The following is a 21,079-nucleotide window of genomic DNA, read 5'->3' as shown; positions in this document are numbered from 1 at the left end:
GCCGCTCATCTCTCATCGGAATCTCCGATAGCATTATCGGTTTCTTCCGTTTCCGCTCCGCCCGCCGGCCTGCCACATCATCGTCCATGCAAAGGAAAGGCATGGACATGGACAACCGAAAAATCCTGATCGTCGGCGGCAGTTCGGGCATGGGGCTGGCGCTTGCCAGGCGCTGCCTCGATGAGGGCGCGGTCGTCATCATCGCCGGGCGCGGCGAAGCCAAGCTCGCCAAGGCACGGGACGAGTTAGGCCGGCCGGCCGCGCTCGAGACGGCGGCGGTCGACATCGCCCGCGAGGACGAGGTCGCGGCGCTGTTTCAGCGCATCGGCCGGCTCGACCATATCGTCAGTACCGCCGCCGATATCGAAGGCGCCTACCGGCTGTTGCCTGAGATCGAGCTTTCAGCGGCGCAAAGGCTGGTGGAAAGCAAGGTCTATGGCCCGCTGCTGCTTGCCAAGCACGGCGCACCGCGGCTTCCGGCCACCGGCTCGCTCATCTTCGTCTCCGGTATCGCCGCCTACCGTCCGGCGGCACGTGGCGCGGTCGTCGCCGCCGTCAATGCCGCGCTCGAAGGGCTGGTGCGGGCTCTGGCCGTCGAGCTGGCGCCGATTCGCGTCAATGCCGTCTCGCCCGGCTGGGTCGACACGCCGATCTGGCAGTCCGTCGCCGGCGAGAAGAAGGACGACACGCTCGCCGCGATGGCCAAGCGCCTGCCGGCGGGCCGGGTCGGACGACCGGAGGACATTGCGGACGCGCTTCGCTTCGTGATGGGCAACGGCTTCACGACGGGAACGACACTGCATGTCGAGGGCGGGCACCGGCTGGTCTGACGGATGCAAGATCGTCGCCCACCGCGGCGAGCAGCAGCTTCAGCGCCGGCGGCTGGACGCGCCGGCGGCGCCAGATCATGACGAGGTCCGCCGAGCGGGCCGGACCCGGCCAAGCGAGTTCGGCGACCTCGCCGCGATCGAGCGCGGCAGCGACCGCAAGGCGCGGCACGACGCCGAGGCCGGCGCCGGCCGCCACCATGCCAGCGATGGCGTCGATGCTGCCGACCTCGGCCGCGAGCTTCGGCCCGCCAAGGCCCGCTTCGGCGAAAGCCCTGTCGACCATGGCGCGGTAGACGCATCCGGTTGCGGTGGCAACGAAGCGTTTCTCGGCAAGCGTCGCCAGATCGACATCCGTCCGGTTCTCGCCCGGCGGCGCGATCAGGACCAGCGGCTCGGCCGCGACGGTGCGCCTGGCGAAGCGCTCATCGGGCTCGCGCGCACCGGGCCCGTCGAAGCAGAAGGCGACGTCGATCTCGCCGTCGCCGAGCCTGCGCAGCAACTCGCCGCTGCCGGCGATCTTCAGCTTGATGTCGATGCCGGGATGAACGGCCTGCAAATCGGCGAGCCAGCCGGCGAGCTTTACGGCAGCAATCGTCTCCAGCGCGCCGATCGAGAGGCTGCCGGCCCTCTGTCCGATAGCTCCCTCGACAGCCGCCCGCGCCTCGTCGGCGAGCGCCAGAAGCTCCTCGGCATAGGGCTTCAGCGCCTCGCCGGCCGGCGTCAATTCCAGCCCCTGCCGCGAGCGTGTGAACAGGCTCGCGCCAAGCTCGGCTTCCAGCGCTTGGATCTGGTCGCTGACGCTCGACTGCGCGAGATTGACCCCCGCCGCCGCGCGCGTGACGTTGCGCGTGCGCGCGACCGCGAGAAAAGTCTTCAGCAACCTTGGATGCATGCGGTGTTACTGCAACTGCGGCTTCTTGAGGAAGGAGTTGCGGTCGGCGGATTTCACGCGCAGCCAGGTCTCGCGGCCGTCGCGCACCACACGCAGCGGAATCTCCGATCCGGCCGGGTTCTCCCAGAGCTTGCGGTAGAAGTCGGCGAGACCGTCGACCTCGCCGTCGCGCACGTCGGAGATTATGTCGCCCTGGCGCAGCCCGGCCTTGGCGGCGGGCCCGCCCTCGGCGACGCTCATCACCACCACCATGCCATTCGACTCGGCCGAGAAGGCGCCGAGCCACGGATGCGGCGGCTTGGCCACCCGGCCGCGCTTCACCAGGTCGTCGAGGATCGGCGTCAGAAGGTCGATCGGCACGACCATGTTGATGTCGGCGACCTCGCCGGCGCGGCTCATCTGCAGGCGCAGCGAGCCTAGGCCGAGCAGCTTGCCGGTGAGGTCGAACAGTGCCGCGCCGCCCCAGGAGGGATGCGCCGGTGCGGTGAAGATCGCCTCGTCGATGAGATATTCCCAGTAGCCGGCGAATTCCTGCTTGGTAACGATGTGGGCGGCGACCTGCTGGCCGATGCCGTCGGTCAGCACCACGGCGTCGCCGATCTTCGCCTTCTTCGGGTTGCCGAAGGCGACAGGCGGCAGGTCGAGCGGCGACAGCGCCTGCACCAGGCCAAAGCCGGTCTCCTGGTCGTAGGCCAGCGCATGCGCCGGCACCACGCGGCCGTTCTGGTCGGTAAGCCACACCTCCTCGGCCTCGGTGATGAGGTAGCCGATGGTAAGCACCAGCCCGTTGTCGCGGATCACCACGCCGCTGCCTTCGCGGCGCGTGCCAAGCGCATTGGCGGTGAAGGCATCGTCCGGAACCATGGCGCGCACGGCCACGACGGAGCGCGAGACTTTTTCGATGGTCATCGGTCGATCCTGAATTGCGGGTCTTGTTCTATAGGTATGGCGAATGGGCAAAGGCGCAAGGGCGGACCTTATTGACCTCCCTTCTCCCTTGTGGACCCCTTGGAGGGAGACGGGAGAGCCCGCGCTGGCCCAGTCATTAGTTCAACGAAATTTGAACTTTTTCTTTGACGGACGCGCGGCCGTACCTAAATCTTGCCCCAAGAACCCGCATCCGCCCCGCAGGAACAAGGCCCACGAGATGAACCAGTATATCCCGCCGAAAGTCTGGACATGGAACAAGCCGAATGGCGGCGCCTTCGCCTCGATCAACCGGCCGGTCGCCGGTCCAACGCATGAAAAGGAACTGCCGGTCGGCAAGCATCCGCTGCAGCTCTATTCGCTGGCCACGCCCAACGGCCAGAAGGTCACGATCATGCTGGAGGAGCTTCTGGCGCGCGGCCACAAGGGCGCCGAATACGACGCCTGGCTGATCCGCATCAATGACGGCGACCAGTTCGGCAGCGGCTTCGTCGAGGTCAATCCGAACTCCAAGATCCCGGCGCTGATGGACCGCAGCGAACGCAAGCCGGTGCGCGTGTTCGAGTCCGGCTCGATCCTGACCTATCTGGCGGAAAAGTTTGGCGAATTCCTGCCGACGGAGCGTGCCGCCCGCGCGGAAACCTTCTCGTGGCTGTTCTGGCAGATGGGCTCGGCGCCCTATCTCGGCGGCGGCTTCGGCCATTTTTATGCCTATGCGCCGGAAAAGATCGAATACGCCATCGACCGCTTCGCCATGGAGACCAAGCGGCAGATGGACGTGCTGGACCGGCGGCTGGCGGAAAGCGAATATCTTGCCGGCCCCGACTACACCATCGCCGACATGGCGGTCTGGCCCTGGTATGGCGGGCTCGCCAAGGGGCGCAACTACAACGATGCCGCGCAGTTCCTCTCGGTGCATGAGTACAAGCACGTGCAGCGCTGGGCCGACGCGATCGACGCCAGGCCGGCGGTCAAGCGCGGCCGCATGGTCAACCGCATCTCCGGCGACCCGGCCTACCAGTTGCACGAGCGCCACGACGCCAGCGACTTCGAGACGAAGACGCAGGACAAGCTGGAAGCGGCGGAGTGAGGCTAATCTCCCCCCTCGAGGGGGAGATGTCGCCGAAGGCGACGGGGGGGGGTCGCTGCGCGTGAAGCGCCAACCTCCTTTTCGGCCGAGGGCGTCGGCGCCCTACGCGAGACGACCCCCTCTGGCCTGCCGGCCATCTCCCCGCAAGGGTGGAGATTAGCTACCTCCCATAGGTATACGTCACACTGGCCTCGCCCAGCGCCTGGCTCTTCGCCGCGACCGACACCATCTCCGGCGACGGATTTTCCGGCGTGCGCAGCTTCGCTTCGCCCAGCGCATAAAGCGTGAAGACATAGTGGTGCGCGCCGCTGCCGGGCGGCGGGCATGGCCCGAAATAGCCGGCGCGGCCGACGCCGCCCTCGCCGGACACCGTGCCCTTGGGCAAGCGCTTGCCGCCTTTCGAGCCGGCGCCTTCGGCCAGGCCCTTGGCGCTTGGCGGGATGTTCCAGGCCAGCCAATGCCAGAAGCCCTTGCCGCCATTGGCATCGGGATCGAACATGGTGAGCGCGTAGCTCTTGGTGCCAGCCGGCGGGTTCTTCCAGGCAAGCGCGATCGAGACGCTCTTGCCACCGCATCCGGCCTCGTCGCCGAGATATTTTGCGGCCCATTTGCCGTTGGAGACCGACGGGCTGGAGATTTCAAAGGCAGATGCCTGGGTGGCGAAGGCCGCGAAGGCAAGCGCCACAAGGCCAAAGCGCGAAGTCATGGCTTCACTCCTTCTGCTTGGATTGCCCGGGAGTTTAGCCGAAAGCCCGCGCCGCACCCAGCAACTTTGCGTGACGGCGTCCGCCAATCTCCCCCCTCGAGGGGGGAGATTCACTCCGCGGCGTTGCATTCCTGCAGCGGCGGAGCCACCAGATCCGCGACAGCCACTATCCAAAGCCGGTCGACGCGGGCAAGCTTGGCCCCGTCGATCTCGTCGAGGTGGTTCCAATACATCCCGTCCTCGTAGAAATAGCCGAACTCGCGCTCCAGCGCCTCGGCCGCCTCAACCGCCCCGATATCAATGCCGGCGCGCAATTCGGCCCGCATGGCTGTGAGGCGCGACAGCGACAGGTTGCGAACGTCCTCGAAGGTGAGTTTCGGGAAAACCAGCCGGCTGCGCGGCAGGTCCGACAGGTTGACGCAGAGCGTGCCGCGCCGCAGCGCATGGATGAGCAGGCGTGCGGACTTGGCCTCCAGGCTCTGCAGCGTGATGTCGTCGCGCAGCGGGTCGGCCCGGCCTGTGCCGTAGAAATGGCTGTTGCCGGGGCGATCATAGATCATATCGCAGCCGAGGAAGGCGAGCACGTCCGGCCGCCGGCTATGGACGGCCCAGTATGCCGCCGTCATCGACATGGTGCCGCCGGCATAGACGAAGCCGCCGAAAGTGTTCTGCGCCGGCACGTAGTCGGCGGCGCTGAAAATCTGCCGCGACGGGCCAGGCTGCGGCATGCGATCGGGCGGGAAATCGCCGGCATGCACCAGCGCGTCCCAATCGGGGCGCACGCGCCAGGCATTGTTGATGGCAACGATGCCGGCGAAGGCATGCTTCGGCCAGGCGGCGCAGCGCATGACGTCGGGAGCGCTGCCGATGAGCAGCGTCACGCGCGGCGATGCATCCATACCCGTCCTCTCTCGCGAACCCGGACGACACATTTGACCTTGCCGGCCCACCCCTACAAGTGCCGGCACGCGACCTGCCCGTTAGGCCAGCAAGGGGCGATGCAAACTCTTCACGAATTCTTTCAGCCGGAACATCCCCTGCGACGCTCCGTTGGAACTTGAACAACGATGGAAACTAAAGGAGAATTCCTCATGATGAAGAAAATCCTCGCAGCTTCCATGCTCACCATCGCGCTCGCCGCGTCGGGCGCGTTGGCGCAATCGACCGGGGCAACCGGCGGCGCGAATGCGTCGGGCGGCGTGTCCAGTGGCACGAGTGGTGGCGGAACGGTGACCACAACCTCGCCGAACCCGACGACGGATACCACCACGACGGGCTCCACCACCCAGTCGCAGCCGAACGGCATGGAAGACCGCTGCAAGGACAGTGGCGCCAACGACACCGACAACAACACCCCCAGCGGCGCCATGACGTCCAACATGCAGAACTGCAACAAGTAGCGCCGGTTGTCTGTCCCACTTCTCCGCGTCGGTTACCCGAAGGTTTATGAAAAAAGCCCCGCCGGTGGAGGCCGTCGGGGCTCTTTTGTTCGGTCAGTGGAGGTGGGACCCCGCGGCCGGATGATCCAGGGGGTGTTGGATCGGGCGTGACCCTAGCCGAAGAATCGGCCGCGCCGATAATCACGCCTGCGCGAGCGGCAGGTGATGGGCTGCGATGAAGCCGCTGATCTCCCCCCTCGACGGGGAGATGGCCGGCAGGCTAGAGGGGTCCTTGCGCGTGGAGCGCCAACCTCCATCGGCGCAGGAGGTCGCGCCCAGTCGAACCGACCCCCTCTGTCGCCTTCGGCTACATCTCCCCCTCGAGGGACCCTCGAGGGGGAGATTTGGCGCCCTACCCCCTCAGCAGCTTCGCCAGCCTCGGCACGCCCTCGCCAACCGCGCGATCGTCGGCAAGCGTGAACGACATGCGCAGCGTGTTGCGGCCGGTGCCGTCGGCGTAGAAGGCGTTGCCCGGCACGAAGGCGACGCGCGCCTCCTTCACCGAACGCGCCAGGAGGTCGCTGGCGTCGGCGCCGTCGGGCAGCGTCAGCCAGACGAACATGCCGCCGTCCGGCCGGCTCCATGAGATGCCCTTCGGCATGCTGGCTTCCAGCGCGCCGAGCAGGGCGTCGCGGCGCCGGCGGTAGGCGCCGATCAGCTTCTCCACCTGGTCGTCGAAAATGGTCTCGGCGACGCGGTGCATGACCATCTGGTTGATCGAGGGGCTGTGCAGGTCGGAGGCCTGCTTCATCAGCACCAGCTTTTCCACGACATGGCGCGGCGCGCAGACCCAGCCGACGCGCATGCCCGGCGAGAGAATTTTCGAGAAGGAGCCGCAATAAAGCGTGCGGGCGTTGTCGATGCCGCCCGAACGGGCGCAATCCAGCGCCAGGATCGGCGGCACCGCCTCACCGTCATAGCGCAGGGCGCGGTAGGCGGCGTCCTCGATGACGGCAATGTCGAGCTCGCCGGCGAGGTCGAGCACCGCCTCGCGTTGCCCGGCATCGAGCGTGTTGCCGGTCGGATTGGCGAAGTCCGGCACCAGATAGGCGAATTTCACCTTGCCGCCCCCTTTTGAAAAAGCGGTGGGGGCTGCGGCGGCCGCGCGATAGGCCTCCGGCGTCATGTTGCCCCCGGCCGGGGTCAGCTGGTCGTAACGCGGCTCGTAGGCGTTGAAGGCCTGCAGCGCGCCGAGATAGGTCGGCCAGGTCACCAGCGCGGTGTCGCCGGGCGACAGAAACAGCTTGCCGAGATAGTCGAGCGCCTGCTGCGAGCCGGAGGTGATGAAGATGTTTGCCTCGTCGCACTGGACGCCGAGCCTGCCCATTTGGCCGGCCAGCCATTTGCGGAGCGGCAGGAACCCTTCGCTGACCTGGTACTGCAGCGCAGCCCCCGCTTCCGCGCCGCCGAGCACCGCCTGGTAGGCGTCGCCGATGGCCTCGGCCGGAAACAGCGAGGGGTCCGGAATGCCGCCGGCAAAGGAGATGATGTCGGGCTGGTCGAGCAGCTTCAGCAACTCGCGGATTTCCGAGGCCTTCATGCGCGAGGAGCGCGAGGCCAGAAGATTCAACAGGGTCAAGGCGCACCTCCCGCGGGCGAGTTTCGTATTTAGGTCAACCTAGCTGACCTATTATCAGCCTGCGCCTTCGGCGTGAATAGCCAAAACGGCCATGGCGCATCGTCCAGGCGACATTTGGCCTAGATATTTTCACGAATGCTAACGGAATGTTGCGAGCTTTGCGACTTCAGCGCAGCATGGACCCCATAAGCCGGCATTTAAGAGAAAATCAATCCGGCCAAACGGGATGGGGCAATGACGCTCGAACTGATCGGGGCCGGATTCGGCCGTACCGGCACGTGGTCTACTTTCGCTGCGCTGAACAGGCTTGGCTTCCCGAGCTACCACATGCAGGAAGTCATCATCAACAAGGCCAACAAGAGCCATCTCGACTTCTGGCGCAAGGTGGCGAACAGCCCGCCCGGCACCCAGCACGACTGGAACCGCGTGTTTGCGAATTACCGCGCGACCGTCGACAATCCTGGTTGCTGCGTGTGGCGCGAGCTGATGGCGGCCTACCCCAACGCCAGAGTGCTTCTGACATTGCATCCGCGCGGCGCCGAGGCCTGGTACGAAAGCACCATGGACACGATCTACTTCACCGAGAATGTCTGGCAGTTCAGGGTGCTCGAATGGCTGACGCCTTTCGGCCGCAAGTTCGGCGACATGTCGAGGAAGCTAGTCTGGGGCCGTACGCTGAAAGGCGTGATGAACGACCGCGACCAGGCGGTGGCGCGCTACAACGCCTATATCGACGAAGTGAAAGCGGCGGTGTCGCCGGAAAGGCTCCTGGTCTTCAAGGTCACCGACGGCTGGGCGCCGCTCTGCGATTTCCTCGGCGTTCCGCTTCCGAACGAGCCCTTCCCCAACCTCAACGACCGCGCCAGCATCAAGAAGATCATCAACGGCATGATCATAGGATCCTATGTGATGCTGGCGGCCTGCGCAGCGGCCGCCGCGCTGGTGGTCGGCGGGCTGTGGTGGTGGCTGGGCTAGTGGGTGGAATGGGGCTCAGCTATAGCCGTCCTGCCACGGTCCGTAAGGCCGGCCAAGCGGACAAGCCTCGGGTTTCGGCGCATGACGGGATTGTCGTCATATTAGAATAGGCGCATATTGTCGCAAGCCGAAGCCATGCTCCGGCTGAACCGCCCGTTGGCCATGATTTCCCAGGCGGTCCAAAGACCACGTCAAATGTCAGGGAAGAGACACTACCGCGTGCTGCTCGGCAATCGAGCGGCCGAGAACATGATATTTGGAGGAGATAGCCATGAAGGTTACCATATTGGCGAATTACGAACCCCAAGCCGCCAAAGGGCTGATGCAGGGATCGAACCGCGAAGCTGCAATCCAGGCGCTCTTTGAAAGCGTCGGCGGCAGGATGAGCAGCCTAATGTTCACGCGCGGCATGTACGACGTCGTCGTCAATGGTGAGGTGCCGGATCAGGTTGCCGGGATGGGCATGGCCCTTGCGGTGCGAGCAAGCGGCTCGGTGCGCGACATGGTCGTCCTCGAAGAACTCGACATGAAGGCGGTGCTTGCGGCCGCCAACAAGGCTGCCAGCGTCTACAAGCCAGCCGGCTGACCTCAAACCGATCGGAGAAAGCTATGACCGCCTACAACGTAGTCCGCTTTCGCACCAAGCCAGGCCAGGAAAAGGCCTTCGTCGAGGCACATCAGAAGATCGCGCTGGACGCCAAGGGCTTTCGCAAAGGCGCCCTGATCAAGACCGGCGAGCGCACATTCTGCTTTGTCGGCGAGTGGAACGACATGGACAGCCTCGCCGCAGCGCGCCCGTCGATGATCGGCATACTCGACACGTTCCGCGATATGCTTGAAGACCTCGGCGGTGATCTCGGCGTCACGGACCCGGTGTCGGGGACAGTCGTGGCGGAAATAAGCTGAGGGATCTGCCAAATGGGCGCTGGCCGGGCCATCAGGTGCGCTCGGCCGACGCCGTTCGGCTGGAAGCTCGTCGACATCCCGGCTGAGCCGGCCTCGCATCTCCGTCAGCCACTTAAAGCGCGTCGCGCAGAAACGGATCCAGGCGACGCGCTTTAAGTCTTTGTTTTGATGCATGTCGTTCTCCCAAAACCGCTGCGCACTTTTGGGCGACATGCATTAGAACGGCAGCCGTATCTCGTCGACCTCGCCCGACTCCGGCCAGCCGATGTCCTTGCGCGTCTCCGGCGGCAGTTCGTTCAGCTCGCGCATCGTCCGGCGGCGCTTGCTCGCCTGCGCGAACGCGGCGCGGATTCGGTTAAGGCTCTTGAACATCGCAACCTCCACAAAGCAGCGGCAGAAAGATCGGTGCTGCCCCCTCACCCAGGACGCCGCTTTTGAGATGCGTGTGTAACCAGCCGATTGCGCGAGAACGGTGAAATGCTTCACGAAGCCGGAGCAGCCTGAAACATTTGTGTGCAAATTAACTTATGGTCTTGAAGGCGCGGCAGCCACAGTGCGTCGCCACTGGCTCGCGCAGCGCGCGATATCAGGCGTTTAGCCTTGACGGTTGAGGTTCTGATTCAGCTAGCCGCCAGTGCGAGAAGCTCGTTAGTCCGTCGAAGGAAGCTGCTGCGCGGTCTGCGCCGAGAGCCGGCCTTTGCGAACGAGCGTCGGCTTCGAATATTCTTTCTTCATGGCGAAATCTCCCCTGCCTCGCCGGAAAATGAGGTAAGACTAGCGGACTGTCAAGCAGATCGCAGACCGGTCAAGCCTACGCTATCGACCACCTCCCCGTTCCGCGCCACTTCCCTGCCGGCCCGGTAGACCGTGCGCTCCTTCGGCACCGCCACAACCGCTTCGGGCACGTGCTCGGCCCTAAGCGCGACGAAATCGGCCTTGGTGCCGACGGCGATGCCATAGCCTTCCAGCCCCAGCGCCCTGGCGCCGGCATGGCTCACCACGTCATAGGCAGCTTCCAGTTCGGAATCCTCGTAGAAGCCGGAGCGGTAGCCGATCATTTTGGCGCGGTTGAGCATGTCGCCATCGCCATAGGGCCACCAGGAATCGCGAATGTTGTCGGAGCCGGCAAAGACCGTGACGCCCGCCTTGCGCAACGCCGCAACCGGCGGGAAAGGATGGTTGCCGGGCGCGTTGGTCATGATGGAAACGCCGGAGGCGGCGAGCATCTCGCCGGCCTTGGCCAGCGCTTCGGCGGAAATGTCGCCAAGCGCATAGGCGTGGCTGACGGCGACTTTGCCGCCCATGCCGAGCGCCTTGGTCCGCGCGCATATCTCCTCGATCTCGAACAGGCCGAGCGTGCCGCCGTCATGCAGGTGGATATCGACGGGGGCCCCGCGCTTTTCGGCGAGGCCGAAGACGACGTCGAGATGGCCCTTCACATCGCGGTCGAAGCTCGCCGGGTCGAGCCCGCCGATCAAGTCGCAGCCGAGTCTCAGCGCCTCGTCCAGAAGCTCGGCCGTGCCGGGCGAGGACAGGATGCCGCTCTGCGGGAAGGCGACGAGCTGGATGTCGATGAGGTCGCGGTATTTCTCGCGCACGGCAAGGATCGTCTCGACATGCTTCAGCCCGACCGCGGCGTCGACCATGACATGGCTGCGCATGGCGAGACTGCCGTTGCCGATGCAAAGCTCTAGCTGGTTTCTCGCGCGTTCCTCCATCGGCGCGGCCTGCTCAAGGTTTTGCATCTGGAAGGCGACGCGCTCGCGCACGTCGAAGCCGTTGGTGCAGGGAATGTGCGGACGCCAGGCATCGCCATAGAAGGAGGTGTCGAGATGGATGTGGCCCTCGACGAAGGCCGGCAGCACGAGCTGGCCGGCGAGGTCGATGGCACCGGCCCCCAGGCTGGCGGGATTGTTGGCGGCGGGAGCGATGGCGCTGAAGCGGCCGTCGGTAACGGTCAGGTCGGCCAGTGAGCCGTCGGCGAGCTTGGCGTTGAGAAACTGCTGCAAGATGCAATCCGTTGGAAGTGAAAGCGTCAGTCGTCACCGCTCGGGCGGCCGAGGTCAATGCGGCGAAAGGTAGAAAGTCTTTCGCAACCGCCGTTAACCTTAATCTCACGCGCCGGTGGGGAAGTTCCTGCCCTCTGCCTATTCCGCTATCGCGGAAGTTTCCGCGCGCCAAAAATATGCAATAGTACAGTCTGCGGTACGAGGCCGCCGTGGTCGACGCGGACGCCCAAGCACATCCCCAACAATGTCGCCCCCAACGGCCGCGTCGACCATGAACTGAACGGCGATCTGACCCGGGTCGCCGTTTTTGTTTGGGCCGGCCAGGTTGTCTTAGCCCGTCAGGCTTGGGCCCGTCAGGCTTGGGACCTGGCGTATTCCGCGACCAGTCCCTCATATTCCTCGAAGGCCGGCAAGGCCGCGTAGCTGTGCACGGCCGGCGTGTCGGCCCAGGGCAGCTTCTCGCTGGTCCAGGTCTCGATGAAGGGCGTGAACCAGGCGGGGTCGTCCAGCATGGTCGGGGGCAGGTTGACGAACCAGTCGAGCCCTTCCGGCCGGGTGAACATCCAGCTCATGCAGTAGCCGCAGAAATAATGCTTCGAGGCGCCGTGCAGCCCGCCGATCACCGGCTCGCCCTTGGTGATCTCGAAACCTTCCGCAGGAATGGCGGCGCTCAGCGAATAGGCGCTGGACGACATCTGCTGGCAGCCGGTGCAGTGGCAGGCCATGGTGAGCAACGGTCTTGCCGAGATTCTCAGGCGCGCACGGCCGCAGCGGCAGCCTCCTTCGGCGGGCAGGGTCAGGTTGAGCAAGGCGGGGCTCCTTGGGTTGGGTTCTCCCTACTCCCCTTGTGGGAGAAGGTGGATCGGCGCGGAGCGCTGAGACGGATGAGGGTGTTGGAAGAAACGAGGCGTGGGTGATTTCAGCGCCTGACCTCCATCGTCCCACTCCGTCCAGCACCCTGTCGCCTTCGGCGGTACCTTCTCCCTACAAGGGGAGAAGGGGGAGCCAAGCCGCTCAGCCCCCGACCAGCGCCGCCGTCGTCGTCAGCTGCGCGCCCTGCTCCTCAAACGCCGCATTGTGCCGTGCGATGATAGCCGGCGCCTTCTCCTCCATAGAATCCAGCGTCGAATGCGCATCCGAGACCACGGTGACGCCGAGCCCTTCGGCAAAGGCGCCCTTGACGGTGGCGGCGACGCAGAAATCGGTCTGGGCGCCGATAAGCACGACCTCTTCGGCACCTTGCCTCGCCACCCACCGGCCGAGCTCGGCGTTGGAGAAGGCATTGCCGACCGTCTTGCCGAAGGTCGGCTCGTCGGCCGCCTGGCCGAGCTGCGGCCAAACCGGCCAGCCGGAAGCACCCGGCGCCAGCGGATCGTCCGCCGGCCCGTCATGGCGCACGAAGGCCACCTTACGGCCGGTTTTGCGCGCCCAGTCGATCAGGGCGCGAGCGCGCTCGGCGATTGCGTCGGCGTCATGGATCGGCGGATCGAAGCGGCCATCGAACATGCCTGTCTGCAGGTCGATGACGATGAGCGGCGCGGCGGCGGAGGGGGCGGTGTTTGGCATGGCGCGAAGATAGCGTGGGTGGAGTATGGGTCAAGAACAAGGCAGCGCTGGGAAGTGCCATCCTCGAGTCAAGATTAACAATCCAGAGTTGAAATCCGAAGATGCCGCAACTACGATCGGCCGAGCAATTGGGGGAGTGACGATGAATGAACAATACACCGTATTCCTGATCGGAGGAGGCACGGGCGGGGACGAGCAGGCAACGTTTGAGCTTCGCGATATAGGCGCAAGATGCCGGCTCACCTGCAAATACCGAGGAAAGGTCATCGAGGCTGAAGAGGACGACTACTTCGAAGCCCTGTGCCAAATCCGCCGGCAGCTCGAAGTGGAAGGAATAGGGTGAAAACGGGGGAGCGTCCCAAGGAGAGCGACTTAGTAAACATATTTGACGAAGGCTATGACGTAGTGCCCGTGTTCGTCTACATGCAGCAGCGGTTTTGGGATTCCTGGCTCGCTTCCCTATCCGATTGAGGATAAATCCTCCCGTTCGCCAGTCGCTGGAGCTGACAGATGGATCCCGATTGGCCGTTTGACGATCCGCCCAATGTCGCGGTCTTCACGACGCGTCAGGTCATGAAGGGCGAACACATCATCGACTATGTCGCTCACGATGACGACGACGGCGCGTGGCAGTTCCTTAATCGCAATGTCGATTTCGAGATGGCCAATGCCATGCTTGTCGGCCTGTCGGAGATGGTAAAGCGCGACAGCTCGCTTCGCGAGCTCGCAGACCTTCCTCTTGGCTGGTGCGCCTGGCGGGAGGGCAAAGGCCAGCCATGGCATAGGAGTAAGAAGGAGCCGGATTGAGCAATCTCCCCCCGGGGGGAGATTGGCAACTTCGACGCGCCTCACTCAATTCCGCCCGTCACCGCATACGCGCCCGCTGCGCGCCCATCCGGCAGCCGCACGATGGCCGTGACGATTGAGCCGTAGGAACCGCGCCAGACGCTGTGGAAGCCCTGGTGCGTCGAGGCCGGCACAATCACCCGCCCGGTATAGCGGCTGCCGCTCGCCTGCATGACGACCGGCTCGCCGTTGACGTGGACCTTCACAATTGCTGCATCTGGTCCCGCCTCGCCTGCCTCGATCTCAAGCGTGACTTCGATCTCATCGGTGTCGCCGGCATGGGTCGTCTCGGCACTCAGCGAAAGCGTGAGCGGCGCATCGCCAGGCTCACCCGACACACCCCTGCGCTCCCCGCCCGCGAACACATCATCCGCCAGCGACGGCGTGCGCGGCGGGACCGTGCGGCGCTGGGTGGCGCGCTCGTAGTCGCCGGCCATCATCAGCAGCGCCACATCGTCATAGGCCTTGCCGGCGAAGGTCAGCCCGACCGGCATGCCGATATCGGCCATGGCGCCCATCGGCACCGTCACCGTCGGGATGCCGAGATGACGCCAGACAAGATTGCCGTTGGCGACCCAGGTGCCGTTGCGCCAGGCAAGATCGGCGGAGGACTCGCTGACATCGGCATCGGCGGGACCTACATCGGCGACTGCCGGCAGCACCACGGCATCGAGCCGGTTCGCCTGCAGCCAGCCCTCGAAATCGATCCGCCGCGTTGCTTCCAATCCCTTCAGTCCATCCTCGATGGTGGGAATGTCTTCCAGCGGCGCCACGCCCTTCTTCGCACGCTCGACATATTCGGCAAGGTCAAAACCGTCGTCGCCATAGCGGTCGGGCAGCGTGCCCGGCGGTTGCGGGAAGATCTTTGGACCATCGACCGAGGCGAGATCGGGAAGCACCGGATCGGCATTGGCGCGCAAAAAATCGTCCCATGACCAGATCGAAAGGTCCCATATCTCGCGCGCCGAGAATTCCTTTGGCACAAGGCCGCGATCGACCATCGACAGCGCGCCCGGCCGGTCGCGCTCGTAATTGGACACGATGGGGAAGTCGACCTCGACCACCTCGGCTCCGAGCGCTTGCAGGTCGCGCGCCGCCTGCCGCCAGAGATCCAGCACCGAAGCGCGGATCTCGATCGGCCGGTTGGCGCCACTATCCTTGCCGATATACATTTTCGGCACGCCGAGCCGCTTGTCCTTGAGCACGCCTTGCAGCGCCAGCCCGGTGTAGCTTGCCGGCCTCAGCGCGGAAGCCTTGGGGATCGATACCCAGGGCTGCACGCGCCAGAAATCGCCGCGTGTCTCGTCATCGTCGGCGACGATGACGTCGAGCAGCTCCAGCATGTCGGGGACGGTACGCGTATGCGGCACCACAACATCCATGGTCGGCACCAGCGGCCAGTTGCCGCGCACCGAGATCACGCCGCGCGACGGCGTGTAGGCGACCAAAGCGTTGTTGGAGGCCGGCGCGCGGCCGGACGACCAGGTCTCCTCACCCAGCCCGAAGGCGGCGAAAGAAGCGGCCGTCGCCGTGCCCGAGCCGTTCGACGAGCCGGAGCCGAAGGCGGCGGTGAGAAAATCCTTGTTGTACGGACTCTCGGCGCGGCCATAGACGCCGCGCTGCATGCCGCCATTGGCCATCGGCGGCATGTTGGTGAGCCCGATCAGCACCGCGCCCGCGGCGCGCAGCCTGGCGATGGTGAAGGCGCCGTCGGTGGCCACCAGATGCTCGAAGGCCGGCGAGCCGGCCGCGACCGTCAGGCCCTTCGCCTTGTAGCTGTCCTTGGCGGTGTAAGGAATGCCGTCGAGCGGCCCGAGGGTCTTGCCCTCGCGCCGGCGGCGGTCTGAAGCTTCCGCCTCCTCGAACAATTTCGGGTTGAGGATGGGCACGGCGTTGAGCGCGATGCCGTGGCGGTCGTAATGCGCGATGCGCCGCAGATACGCGCCGGTGAACTCGACGCTGATGACGGTGCCCGCCTCCAGCGCGCGGCGCAGGTCGGCGATCGAGGCCTCGACGAGGTGGAGTGCGGGCATGTCTCATCCTGTGCTCGGGCGATGGTCCGCAGCCTCCAAAAGCCGGCGCTCCGTCCCACCCCCCTCTGCCCTGCCGGGCATCTCCCCCGCAAGGGGGTCAGATTGGCTGTCACGCGGGCTTTCGCCAATCGCCGACGCGTCACCTACTCCGGTGCCCCCGCAAACAGCACCATCCCGTCCCCGCCTGCCGCCGGCCAGTCGCGGATGGTGCGGTCGATGCCGCCGGTGAGCAGCGTGCCGTCGGCGGCGAAGGCGACTGAATAGAGCGGGCCGGTGCCGGGGTCGAACTCGGCGATCTCAACGCCTGTGTCCATGTTCCATAGCCTGGCGGTGCCGTCGAGCGAGACCGAGCCCAGCCGCTTGCCGTCGGCCGACAGGGCGAGCGCATAGACGGTGCCGGAATGGCCGTCGAAGCGGCGCGCTTCCTTGAAGCTGTCGAGGTCCCAGAGTTTTATCGTGTAGTCGCCGCTGCCGGTCACCGCATGGTGGCCGTCGGCGGTGAAGAGCGCGCCATAGGCGCCGCGGTCGTGGCCGTGCCAGCTGCGCAGCTGCCTGCCGGCGACGATGTCCCACAACTTCAGCTCGCCGTCGATGCTGGCGGCGAGCGCTTTCGTGCCGTCCGGCGAGACCGCGACCGAGCTGACAGACCAGTCATGGCCGGGCAGCACATGCAGCACGGCCCCTTCTCCAGGTCCCAGACGATGATGGAGCCGGTGTCGTGGCCGCTGACGGCGCGCTTGCCGTCCGGGCGGATGGCAAGCTTGTTGACGCCGCCGTTCTGGCCCGCGGAGAAGACGTGCAGCACCGCGCCGTCGGAAAGCTGGCGCAGCACGATCTCGCCGTCGTCGCCGGCGGTCAGCGCGGTTTTGCCGTCGGGCATGAAGAGCGCGGCGCGCGCCATGTCCTTGTGCTGGCCCAGGTCCCGGATCAGCCGCTTGCCGTCGATGTCCCAGAGCTTGATCATGCGGTCGGTGCCGGCGCTCATGATCTCATGGCCGTCGGCCGACACCGCCAGCCAGACGACGGCGTCGCGATGGCCTTCCGGCGCGGTCGGCTGAACCGGCGGTGGCGGCGGAGGCGGCGCCACCGTCTCGGGCGGCATCACGAGCGCCAGCGCGGTCTGCTGAACGGGCGCAGATGGCGGCTGCGTTGGGGCGGCGGGCTGCGTCGATCGTTGGACGGGCGTCGGCGGGGATGGCTCGGCAGGCGCCGATACGGGCGCCGGCGCCGGCGCGAGTTCTGGCGGCGGCGTCGCCAGTAGCGCCGGCGTGGCGGCCGGCTCGGGCGCGGGCGCCGGCGCGAGTTCTCGCGGGGGCGTCGCCAGTAGCGCCGGCGCGGCGGCGACCTTCTTGGATTCGACCGGCGCGGCCGGTTCGACGGGGGACCGCCAGGGCCCCAACTGGTCGGTGACGACCGCGAGCAGGGCTAGCAGCGGCACGGCGAGCGCGATGCGGCGCAGCGTGGGGCGCCCGGCCGGCGCGATCTCGGCTTCGCGGCCGAAGAGCGGAGCCGATGGGTCGTACTCGGCGGCCGCCGGCAGCAGGCCGGCAAACATGAGCAGCCCGGCGAGAATCGAAAGCACGCCCGCCGCGCCGAAGATCTCGGCGCTCGTCGCGGCCGGGGGCTTGCCGCCCAGCGCCAGATAGAGCTTGGCGAAGCAGGCGAAGCCGACGACGAGCATCGCCAGCGCCAGCAGCCTGTCGGTCGATCTTTTCATCGGCGCCCCCGGCGCCTTCCCTGCCGGATAGCGGAAAGCGCGTCAGCCATCCTAGCCGAGCTTTTCGCCGAGGCTAAGTGCAAGACATCACACGAAGAAAGATAAATGTGCTTCGACCAGCCATGTCTTCTGCAAGCCCGCGACCGGCACTACGGATTTACTCGGCCGGCAGGCCAGTATCCTGCGCGGCTGATTGTTGTCTTTTGCATGGTGACCGGCCGCCCTGTGAGCAGAAAGCCACGTTCCCCAAGAATAAAACGGACGACAGGCCCGCTTGGTTGACAGAAAACGTTCTTATGACATTATCCGGCGGGGATTTTCAGGAGAGCTTGGCATGAAGAAGATTTATGAGAAGCCGGACTTCGTCCGCAAGGGCAAGCTTTCGGCGATCACCGCTGTACCATCGTCATCGACGCCGCCGGCGCCTCCAGTGCCCTGATCGAACGCACGCCGGCAAGTCGTGGATATTCCGACAGGCGGGCCAGCGCCGGACGTTATCTGTATTTTTTGCACTCAAACAATCGGGGAATTTGAATCATGAAGAAGACTTACGAGAAGCCGACCTTCGTCCGCAAAGGCAAGCTTTCGGCTGTCACGGCATTGAATGGCTCTTCGGGTATAAGGGGGTAACCCTGCGGGACAGGCTGTAATCTGGGGGTTAAGCTATGAAGAAGATTTACGAGAAGCCGACCTTCGCCCGCAAAGGCAAGCTTTCGGCGATTACGTCGTCGGTCGCCAACGGCGCGGTCGCCATTTCCGGCCCGCTGACGTAGGTGGATTGACGATTTCGAGGCGTCGGGGATTTTTATTTTGTGGGGCAGGAACAATCCGGTGGTCGCCGGATGTGGCTGGGCGCGATTGACGGCGAAGGCTGCTCCGCACTGAGTGATCCGCAGGGAAATCGACAGGCTGGATCATGAACACCTCCGAGAGCTGACCTTCGGCAGGAAGGGCAGCCTTCGGCGGTCACCGCCAACGCCCCGGTCAGCGCCACATAGTTCGGACAGCCTCAGCGCGCCAGCACCAGTTCATCCAGCACAGCCTGCCAATAGTGCTTCGTGGAGACGCGCACGCGCGTCACCGCCTTCAACATCGGCGCGTAGTGGACCGGCGCCAGCGCCGACAGCACGATCTCGTCGCTGGCGACCAGTTCGTCGCCAAGCCAGCTTTCGACCAGCGCCACCTCACCTTCCGAGGAAAGCCAGGCGGCTGTGAGCATCACCGAATGGAAGCCGAAGGGCTCCGCGCGCCAGAACTCGGCTGGATGGCCGCTGCTGGTATAGGCCACGTGGCCGCGCGAGAGATTGCCGTTGACGTAGCCCTCGCTGTTCGCGACGTACTGGCCCGTCAGGGCGTTGAAGTTGCGCCAATCCAGCCCGCCATGGCCGCAGGGGACTTTCTGGAAGGGCAATGCGGTAACACCGCTGAAAGCGACCGTCTCGAGCGCCGCATCGGCGGCGATCGCGCCCGGCCGCAGCAGGCCGAGATCGGTCGCATAGGGCGAGAGCACCAGGCGCCGGTCGATGCCCGGACCTGAAATCGCCAACATGTCGGCCTTGTCGGGCAGATCGATATGGAAGCCGCCGGGCGCAAGCTTTGCGGTCTCCAGCGGCTTGCCCCTGGCGATCAGCGAAAGCGTCGCCTCGGCGGCCGCCGTGCCGCGCACGAAGCGCGCCGGCGAAAGGCCGACCGCCTTGGGCAGATCCTCGCCGGCAAGGCCGGCGGGCGAGCCCGGCACGGCATCGAGGCGCAGCGACTGGTCCTCGTTGCCGGTGCTGACGCGCCAGCCTTTCGGAACCGAGACGGAAAAGCGGTACTTCCCAGGCGCGCGCAACACGGCCCGGTGCTTGCTTGCCGACAAGACGAAATTGGCGAAGCCGCCATTGTTGGTGCGCACCGCGCAGAGGAAAGCGCCCTTGTCGTCATAGGCCCGCACCACGATGCCGCCCATCGGCCGGTCGGCCTTGCCGAACTTGCCGTCGCCGTCGACATCCATGAAGACAAAGGAGGAATAGTTGAGCGCCCCGCGACCGCCGCCCCATTTGGCGCGGGGCGCATAATCGCGGGCAGGATTGGGATTGCCGCGAGCCTTGCGGCACTTGCGCCTCCAGCGCAGCGCGAGCGCGATAAGCGCGACGGCGCCGGCGAGGACGAGGGCGGAGATCAAGAGGACGAGGGCGTTGTCAGCCATGGTGGGCACTACGAGATGGCGGGAGAAAAACGTCTAAGATGAAAAGCATAAAGTGTTACCCCCTACTATCCGCAAACTAGCGTGTGACGCTGTTGCTGCACAGTCAATAGTGGCGGAGGAATGGTCTCGAATTGAGATGTCGGCGGGACAGCACCCCCCTCTGTCCTGCCGGACATCTCCCCCGCAAGGGGGGAGATCAGATGTCGCGCAGGCTTTCGCCAATAGCCAACGCTGCAGGGGTGAGCCGGCAGCGAAACCGCCAATCTCCCCCCTTGCGGGACCCCTTGCGGGGGAGATGTCCGGCAGGACAGAGGGGGGTGGGCGGGAACTCGGCTGTGCTCGTTTGATCGCGTTTGAAATAGCTCCTCACCCCAGTTCCACCCACACCGGCGCGTGGTCGCTGGCGTTGTCCTCGCCCCTCACCTCCCGGTCGATCCCCGCCCCTTTCAGTTTGCGCGCGAGCTTCTTCGACAACAGGATGTGGTCGAGCCTGAGCCCCGCATCGCGCGGCCAGCGGTTCCGGCGGTAGTCCCAGAAGGTGTAGAGCCTCTCCTCCTTCGGGAAGATTTTTCGCAGCGCATCGGTCCAGCCCTGCTCGATCAGCGCGGCGAAGGCGGCGCGGCTTTGCGGCTGCACCAGCGCGTTGTCGTCATAGGAGCGGGTTTGGTAGATGTCGCGCGGCTCGGGCACGATGTTGTAGTCGCCGGCAAGCACCACCGGCAGGCCGGTGTCGAGCAATTGTTCGGCGTGTACCGCGAAGCGCTCATGCCAGGCGAGCTTGTAGTCGAATTTCGGCCCCGGCTGGGGGTTGCCGTTCGGCGCGTAGAGGCAGGCGATGACGACGCCATCGACCGCGGCCTCGATGTAGCGCGCCTGGCGGTCGGCGTCGTCGCCCGGCAGCGCGTCGCGGGTCAGCACGGGTTCTGAACCGCGCGCCAGGATGGCGACGCCGTTCCAGGTCGGCTCGCCCTTCCACACCGCGCCGTAGCCGGCCTTGGCGAGCCGGGTCAGCGGAAACTGCGTGTCGCGGGATTTCAGCTCCTGCAGGCAGACGACATCGGGCTTTGCCTTGGCGAGCCAGGCCAGCAGGTTTTCGAGGCGGCTGTTGATGTTGTTTATGTTGAAGGTGGCGAGTTTCATCGCTGGCATGAAGCAGGAAGGCGGAGAGCGCCGCAAGGGCTGGTCGGTGCGGGCGTTTAGTGCGCAGGTGGCTAATGGCAGGCGTCGGCGCCGTCTGCCGGCGCAATCTCCCCCTTGAGGGAGATGTCGCCGAAGGCGACAGAGGGGGTCGCCGCGCGTAGAGCGCCAGCGCCGTCTCTCGTCGCGGAAGGCGTCGGCGCTTTGCGTCCGGCGACCCCCTCTGGCCTGCCGGC

24 protein-coding genes are annotated in these 21,079 nt (G+C 65.5%); 10 read left to right on the top strand and 14 right to left on the bottom strand.

What is annotated here, in order from left to right; genetic code table 11:
* Positions 1-101 precede the first annotated feature (101 nt).
* Positions 102-830: an SDR family oxidoreductase gene (locus EH240_RS25805; RefSeq protein WP_125003893.1), complete on the top strand. Its 729-nt coding sequence runs from the start codon at positions 102-104 to the stop codon at positions 828-830.
* Here the strand turns inward: EH240_RS25805 and EH240_RS25800 are convergent.
* Positions 781-1,722, bottom strand: coding sequence for a LysR family transcriptional regulator (locus tag EH240_RS25800; RefSeq protein ID WP_125003891.1), 942 nt, complete (start codon positions 1,720-1,722; stop codon positions 781-783). The genes EH240_RS25805 and EH240_RS25800 overlap by 50 nt on opposite strands.
* 6 nt (positions 1,723-1,728) lie before the next feature.
* Positions 1,729-2,631 carry a S1C family serine protease gene (locus EH240_RS25795; protein WP_125003889.1) on the bottom strand — a complete coding sequence of 301 codons (903 nt, stop codon included), beginning with the start codon at positions 2,629-2,631 and terminating at the stop codon, positions 1,729-1,731.
* Between the two features lie 238 nt (positions 2,632-2,869).
* On the opposite strand from EH240_RS25795, the gene yghU reads away from it, so the two are divergent.
* Positions 2,870-3,739, top strand: a complete 870-nt coding sequence (yghU, locus tag EH240_RS25790) for a glutathione-dependent disulfide-bond oxidoreductase (protein ID WP_125003887.1) — start codon at positions 2,870-2,872, stop codon at positions 3,737-3,739.
* A 160-nt stretch (positions 3,740-3,899) separates the two neighbouring features.
* On the opposite strand, the gene EH240_RS25785 is transcribed toward yghU, so the two are convergent.
* Positions 3,900-4,445, bottom strand: coding sequence for a YbhB/YbcL family Raf kinase inhibitor-like protein (locus tag EH240_RS25785; protein WP_167484160.1), 546 nt, complete (start codon positions 4,443-4,445; stop codon positions 3,900-3,902).
* 110 nt (positions 4,446-4,555) lie between these two features.
* Positions 4,556-5,344, bottom strand: a complete 789-nt coding sequence (locus EH240_RS25780; RefSeq protein ID WP_125003883.1) for a hypothetical protein — start codon at positions 5,342-5,344, stop codon at positions 4,556-4,558.
* A 192-nt stretch (positions 5,345-5,536) separates the two neighbouring features.
* Between EH240_RS25780 and EH240_RS25775 the strand changes: the two genes are divergently transcribed.
* Positions 5,537-5,845 carry a hypothetical protein gene (locus EH240_RS25775; protein WP_125003881.1) on the top strand — a complete coding sequence of 103 codons (309 nt, stop codon included), beginning with the start codon at positions 5,537-5,539 and terminating at the stop codon, positions 5,843-5,845.
* 391 nt (positions 5,846-6,236) lie between these two features.
* On the opposite strand, the gene EH240_RS25770 is transcribed toward EH240_RS25775, so the two are convergent.
* A complete protein-coding gene (locus tag EH240_RS25770; protein WP_167484162.1) occupies positions 6,237-7,424 on the bottom strand; it encodes an aminotransferase-like domain-containing protein in 1,188 nt (395 codons plus the stop codon).
* 273 nt (positions 7,425-7,697) lie between these two features.
* On the opposite strand from EH240_RS25770, the gene EH240_RS25765 reads away from it, so the two are divergent.
* The 3 genes from EH240_RS25765 (at position 7,698) to EH240_RS25755 (ending at position 9,344) form a co-directional block, all read left to right on the top strand.
* The gene (locus EH240_RS25765; RefSeq protein ID WP_125003877.1) at positions 7,698-8,438 is read left to right on the top strand and encodes a sulfotransferase family protein; all 741 of its coding nucleotides are present in this window, start codon (positions 7,698-7,700) and stop codon (positions 8,436-8,438) included.
* A gap of 271 nt (positions 8,439-8,709) precedes the next feature.
* Entirely contained in the window at positions 8,710-9,024 is a 315-nt protein-coding gene (locus tag EH240_RS25760) for a GYD domain-containing protein (protein WP_125003875.1), read from the top strand.
* A gap of 23 nt (positions 9,025-9,047) precedes the next feature.
* Positions 9,048-9,344 (top strand): antibiotic biosynthesis monooxygenase family protein, encoded by a 297-nt coding sequence (locus tag EH240_RS25755; protein WP_125003873.1) that lies wholly within the window; start codon positions 9,048-9,050, stop codon positions 9,342-9,344.
* 216 nt (positions 9,345-9,560) lie between these two features.
* Here the strand turns inward: EH240_RS25755 and EH240_RS25750 are convergent, their stop codons facing one another.
* The 4 genes from EH240_RS25750 to EH240_RS25730 all read right to left on the bottom strand — a co-directional run bounded on the left by EH240_RS25750 (position 9,561) and on the right by EH240_RS25730 (position 12,919).
* A complete protein-coding gene (locus tag EH240_RS25750; RefSeq protein ID WP_125003871.1) occupies positions 9,561-9,716 on the bottom strand; it encodes a DUF1127 domain-containing protein in 156 nt (51 codons plus the stop codon).
* A gap of 413 nt (positions 9,717-10,129) precedes the next feature.
* A complete protein-coding gene (locus EH240_RS25740; protein ID WP_425374835.1) occupies positions 10,130-11,353 on the bottom strand; it encodes an amidohydrolase family protein in 1,224 nt (407 codons plus the stop codon).
* A gap of 353 nt (positions 11,354-11,706) precedes the next feature.
* Positions 11,707-12,162, bottom strand: coding sequence for a GFA family protein (locus EH240_RS25735; RefSeq protein WP_125003867.1), 456 nt, complete (start codon positions 12,160-12,162; stop codon positions 11,707-11,709).
* Between the two features lie 205 nt (positions 12,163-12,367).
* Positions 12,368-12,919 (bottom strand): isochorismatase family protein, encoded by a 552-nt coding sequence (locus EH240_RS25730; RefSeq protein WP_125003865.1) that lies wholly within the window; start codon positions 12,917-12,919, stop codon positions 12,368-12,370.
* Positions 12,920-13,061: 142 nt separating this feature from the next.
* On the opposite strand from EH240_RS25730, the gene EH240_RS39195 reads away from it, so the two are divergent.
* The gene (locus tag EH240_RS39195) at positions 13,062-13,262 is read left to right on the top strand and encodes a hypothetical protein (protein ID WP_245436369.1); all 201 of its coding nucleotides are present in this window, start codon (positions 13,062-13,064) and stop codon (positions 13,260-13,262) included.
* Between the two features lie 167 nt (positions 13,263-13,429).
* Positions 13,430-13,726, top strand: coding sequence for a hypothetical protein (locus tag EH240_RS25720; protein WP_125003863.1), 297 nt, complete (start codon positions 13,430-13,432; stop codon positions 13,724-13,726).
* Positions 13,727-13,767: 41 nt separating this feature from the next.
* Here EH240_RS25720 and EH240_RS25715 read toward each other — a convergent pair whose 3' ends face one another.
* The 3 genes from EH240_RS25715 to EH240_RS25710 form a co-directional block, all read right to left on the bottom strand.
* A complete protein-coding gene (locus EH240_RS25715; protein WP_125003861.1) occupies positions 13,768-15,798 on the bottom strand; it encodes an amidase in 2,031 nt (676 codons plus the stop codon).
* A gap of 143 nt (positions 15,799-15,941) precedes the next feature.
* On the bottom strand, positions 15,942-16,475 hold the full coding sequence (locus tag EH240_RS39190) for a WD40 repeat domain-containing protein (RefSeq protein WP_245436368.1): 534 nt from the start codon (positions 16,473-16,475) through the stop codon (positions 15,942-15,944).
* Positions 16,376-17,515, bottom strand: coding sequence for a WD40 repeat domain-containing protein (locus tag EH240_RS25710; protein ID WP_245436366.1), 1,140 nt, complete (start codon positions 17,513-17,515; stop codon positions 16,376-16,378). Before EH240_RS25710 ends, EH240_RS39190 begins: the two co-directional genes overlap by 100 nt.
* A gap of 334 nt (positions 17,516-17,849) precedes the next feature.
* Here EH240_RS25710 and EH240_RS25705 point away from each other — a divergent pair, with 334 nt between their 5' ends.
* Entirely contained in the window at positions 17,850-17,954 is a 105-nt protein-coding gene (locus EH240_RS25705) for a putative RiPP precursor (protein ID WP_125003859.1), read from the top strand.
* A gap of 226 nt (positions 17,955-18,180) precedes the next feature.
* Entirely contained in the window at positions 18,181-18,288 is a 108-nt protein-coding gene (locus EH240_RS25695) for a putative RiPP precursor (RefSeq protein ID WP_125003855.1), read from the top strand.
* A gap of 236 nt (positions 18,289-18,524) precedes the next feature.
* Here the strand turns inward: EH240_RS25695 and EH240_RS25690 are convergent, their stop codons facing one another.
* Together EH240_RS25690 and EH240_RS25680 are read right to left on the bottom strand one after the other, a co-directional pair.
* Positions 18,525-19,706 (bottom strand): hypothetical protein, encoded by a 1,182-nt coding sequence (locus EH240_RS25690; RefSeq protein WP_125003853.1) that lies wholly within the window; start codon positions 19,704-19,706, stop codon positions 18,525-18,527.
* Positions 19,707-20,072: 366 nt separating this feature from the next.
* Complete coding sequence (locus EH240_RS25680) at positions 20,073-20,846, bottom strand: exodeoxyribonuclease III (RefSeq protein ID WP_125003851.1); 774 nt, start codon at positions 20,844-20,846, stop codon at positions 20,073-20,075.
* Positions 20,847-21,079: the final 233 nt, after the last annotated feature.

Origin of the sequence: Mesorhizobium tamadayense (genome assembly GCF_003863365.1) — a bacterium.
GTDB classification, from domain to species: domain Bacteria; phylum Pseudomonadota; class Alphaproteobacteria; order Rhizobiales; family Rhizobiaceae; genus Mesorhizobium; species Mesorhizobium tamadayense.
Note: the sequence above shows the minus strand (reverse complement) of the source record. Positions and strands in the feature narration are given on the sequence as shown.

Excerpts from the sequence above, each read along its gene's own strand:
- EH240_RS25805 (WP_125003893.1), top strand. The coding sequence starts at position 102 with ATGGACATGGACAACCGAAAAATCCTGATCGTCGGCGGCAGTTCGGGC.
- EH240_RS25800 (WP_125003891.1), bottom strand. The coding sequence starts at position 1,722 with ATGCATCCAAGGTTGCTGAAGACTTTTCTCGCGGTCGCGCGCACGCGC.
- EH240_RS25795 (WP_125003889.1), bottom strand. The coding sequence starts at position 2,631 with ATGACCATCGAAAAAGTCTCGCGCTCCGTCGTGGCCGTGCGCGCCATG.
- yghU (WP_125003887.1), top strand. The coding sequence starts at position 2,870 with ATGAACCAGTATATCCCGCCGAAAGTCTGGACATGGAACAAGCCGAAT.
- EH240_RS25785 (WP_167484160.1), bottom strand. The coding sequence starts at position 4,445 with ATGACTTCGCGCTTTGGCCTTGTGGCGCTTGCCTTCGCGGCCTTCGCC.
- EH240_RS25780 (WP_125003883.1), bottom strand. The coding sequence starts at position 5,344 with ATGGATGCATCGCCGCGCGTGACGCTGCTCATCGGCAGCGCTCCCGAC.
- EH240_RS25775 (WP_125003881.1), top strand. The coding sequence starts at position 5,537 with ATGATGAAGAAAATCCTCGCAGCTTCCATGCTCACCATCGCGCTCGCC.
- EH240_RS25770 (WP_167484162.1), bottom strand. The coding sequence starts at position 7,424 with ATGAAGGCCTCGGAAATCCGCGAGTTGCTGAAGCTGCTCGACCAGCCC.
- EH240_RS25765 (WP_125003877.1), top strand. The coding sequence starts at position 7,698 with ATGACGCTCGAACTGATCGGGGCCGGATTCGGCCGTACCGGCACGTGG.
- EH240_RS25760 (WP_125003875.1), top strand. The coding sequence starts at position 8,710 with ATGAAGGTTACCATATTGGCGAATTACGAACCCCAAGCCGCCAAAGGG.
- EH240_RS25755 (WP_125003873.1), top strand. The coding sequence starts at position 9,048 with ATGACCGCCTACAACGTAGTCCGCTTTCGCACCAAGCCAGGCCAGGAA.
- EH240_RS25750 (WP_125003871.1), bottom strand. The coding sequence starts at position 9,716 with ATGTTCAAGAGCCTTAACCGAATCCGCGCCGCGTTCGCGCAGGCGAGC.
- EH240_RS25730 (WP_125003865.1), bottom strand. The coding sequence starts at position 12,919 with ATGCCAAACACCGCCCCCTCCGCCGCCGCGCCGCTCATCGTCATCGAC.
- EH240_RS39195 (WP_245436369.1), top strand. The coding sequence starts at position 13,062 with ATGAATGAACAATACACCGTATTCCTGATCGGAGGAGGCACGGGCGGG.
- EH240_RS25720 (WP_125003863.1), top strand. The coding sequence starts at position 13,430 with ATGGATCCCGATTGGCCGTTTGACGATCCGCCCAATGTCGCGGTCTTC.
- EH240_RS25715 (WP_125003861.1), bottom strand. The coding sequence starts at position 15,798 with ATGCCCGCACTCCACCTCGTCGAGGCCTCGATCGCCGACCTGCGCCGC.
- EH240_RS25710 (WP_245436366.1), bottom strand. The coding sequence starts at position 17,515 with ATGAAAAGATCGACCGACAGGCTGCTGGCGCTGGCGATGCTCGTCGTC.
- EH240_RS25705 (WP_125003859.1), top strand. The coding sequence starts at position 17,850 with ATGAAGAAGATTTATGAGAAGCCGGACTTCGTCCGCAAGGGCAAGCTT.
- EH240_RS25695 (WP_125003855.1), top strand. The coding sequence starts at position 18,181 with ATGAAGAAGATTTACGAGAAGCCGACCTTCGCCCGCAAAGGCAAGCTT.
- EH240_RS25690 (WP_125003853.1), bottom strand. The coding sequence starts at position 19,706 with ATGGCTGACAACGCCCTCGTCCTCTTGATCTCCGCCCTCGTCCTCGCC.
- EH240_RS25680 (WP_125003851.1), bottom strand. The coding sequence starts at position 20,846 with ATGAAACTCGCCACCTTCAACATAAACAACATCAACAGCCGCCTCGAA.